At 50.5% G+C, this 2,045-nt stretch carries 4 protein-coding genes; all 4 read left to right on the top strand.

Annotation, left to right across the window (positions count from 1 at the left end):
- The coding region (locus J4G02_05305; GenBank protein ID MCE2393995.1) for a phytanoyl-CoA dioxygenase family protein at window positions 1–324 on the top strand (324 nt) is incomplete at its 5' end.
- Window positions 308–481 (top strand): hypothetical protein, encoded by a 174-nt coding sequence (locus J4G02_05300; protein ID MCE2393994.1) that lies wholly within the window; start codon window positions 308–310, stop codon window positions 479–481. The genes J4G02_05305 and J4G02_05300, both read left to right, overlap by 17 nt.
- Window positions 482–561: 80 nt before the next feature.
- A complete protein-coding gene (locus J4G02_05295) occupies window positions 562–1,449 on the top strand; it encodes a phytanoyl-CoA dioxygenase family protein (protein ID MCE2393993.1) in 888 nt (295 codons plus the stop codon).
- Window positions 1,450–1,861: 412 nt separating this feature from the next.
- Window positions 1,862–2,045: PLP-dependent aminotransferase family protein (locus J4G02_05290; GenBank protein MCE2393992.1), on the top strand; the 184-nt coding region annotated here is incomplete at its 3' end.

The raw sequence follows: 2,045 nt of genomic DNA, 5'->3' as shown, positions 1-2,045 counted from the left end.
AGTGTTCAGTGGCATCACACCGTTTTACACGCAAAGCCCCCGGAACGAGGGACTCCCTTCCCGATGCATCAGGACTATCCCTTCTATCCGCACGATGGTCTAGATTTTGTCGACTGTCTGCTTCACCTCGATGATACGCCGCTTGAGAGTGGAAGCCTTTGCGTCGTGCCGGGTAGCCATAAGGATGGGGGTCTTGAACACATCATGGGGCCCGACACCGCGCCGCATCTGCCAACCGATGTGTACCACCCGGACAGAGTAGAGTCTATTCCCATACCCGCAAAAGCCGGGGATGTGATATTCTTCAGTGAACCGTACCGATAAGTGGCGTCGATCTGTCCGCTTTGGCTATCACGATTCGGCGATGCGCCCCGTTGGTCGGTATGACGATGACCCGTACCGGATTGATCCGAACAATGTACTAGAGGGTAACACTAACACCATTGTGTCCGGCTATAAGACAAGTCAAGACGCAAGCTAATCGTTACGAAAGTGGGAGACAGGACTTGGTTATCCCGCTGATCCCTGAATCCCATCGACTATTGGAGGAGATATTCTTCTATGGCATTAACAGACGACACTTATGCGAAACCGTTCATTGTCGATAAGAACTTGGGAGCGAACCTAGATCCAGATGAGACCGATTTAACCCGAACCAATTCGGACGGTGAACCGGTGATTGAACCCACTCAGGAACAGAAGTATATCTTCGATAGTAAAGGGTGGGTATTGATCCCGGGCGTGTTGACAGAAAACGAAGTTAAAGAGATGCGGGAATTTGGTTACCAGTTGCGTGACAACCCGGATTCTATCCCTGAGCATGAGCGTTCCCCTCTCGGTGGACCGATGCAGAAACTCTCTGACCATCCGCTCGTTGTGGGGTTCATGAACGAATTTGTGGCGTATCCGGCGTTGGCGAGTCAAGATTGCTACGGATTCCGTATGGAATCTTGCAGCCTCATGCACCGGACAATCGGTGACACCCCATTCGGGCCACACAACGGTAATGGACTGTGGCGTTTTCCGGGCGATTCACATTTCTACCACTGCGTACCCGGTAGGGCGCACAGCGGTCTAACCCGCGTGGTTTGGGAGTTCAATCCGGTGAAGAAAGGACAGGGTGGTACACTGTTCGTTACTGCGAGCCATAAGGCAGTATACACCGCACCTCCAAGCATTCAGGACCCCGGCTCACCTCTCTGGGACACCTATTCCTGTCCTGCTGGCTCTTTGATGTTCTTCACCGAAGCTATTACTCATAGCAGCTCGGCGTGGACAAACACAGAAAATGACCGGCTCGCTATCTTTAGCTGTTACAACACAGTTGACACCAAATGGCACGATTGGGATCCGCACCCGACACTCCTAGAATCAATGCCACCAAAGCGTCGCACCCTCTTCCGGCCCGTTCATGCCGCGAACAACCTGATTAATCCGGAGGAGGGATAGAAGGTGGCTTAACTGACTTGCCAAAAAAAACGACGTATTGCAGCCTAAAAAAGCCCCGGTATCAGCACAGCTTGTCGGCTAATACTGGGGCTTTCTATTTGGATGAATTGTGTGAATTATCTAGTCTTGTCGTCAACCCGCTATTTTCCCATTCCGTTGTATCATTCTGATGATCGGTCGAGCCGTCTCGGTGGTCTTGTAGATCGTTTACCATATCTCCTCTAAAAACTTGTATTTCTACTGGAAATACGCTATAATTGTTTTGATGTTGTACCATGATGTTCCATCGGACCCTACAGCATCGTGGTTCATCGTTCCATAAGTGCTGGAACAACACAACAACTTTAGTGTGTAGGAATATATCATATGTTTCCAGCCGGAAATCCGGCGACCGGTTTTGGAGGAGAATATTATGGAAAAAGACTTTGCTTTTACAGGTGGACGCCCCGACCCGTTTACATTTCCAACGGAGAGCTTAATTGAAGCTAGTGAAAAAGCGCTGCGTAAGTTAGGCGGGGATCTTGTGAACTATCCCGGTGAACAGGGCTATCTGGGCTTACGTGAGTTGGCGTCGATGCGTTTTGAACGGCGGGAAG

This window comes from Candidatus Poribacteria bacterium, from assembly GCA_021295755.1.
Lineage (GTDB): Bacteria > Poribacteria > WGA-4E > WGA-4E > PCPOR2b > PCPOR2b.
This window is presented reverse-complemented; position numbering and strand designations above follow the sequence as displayed.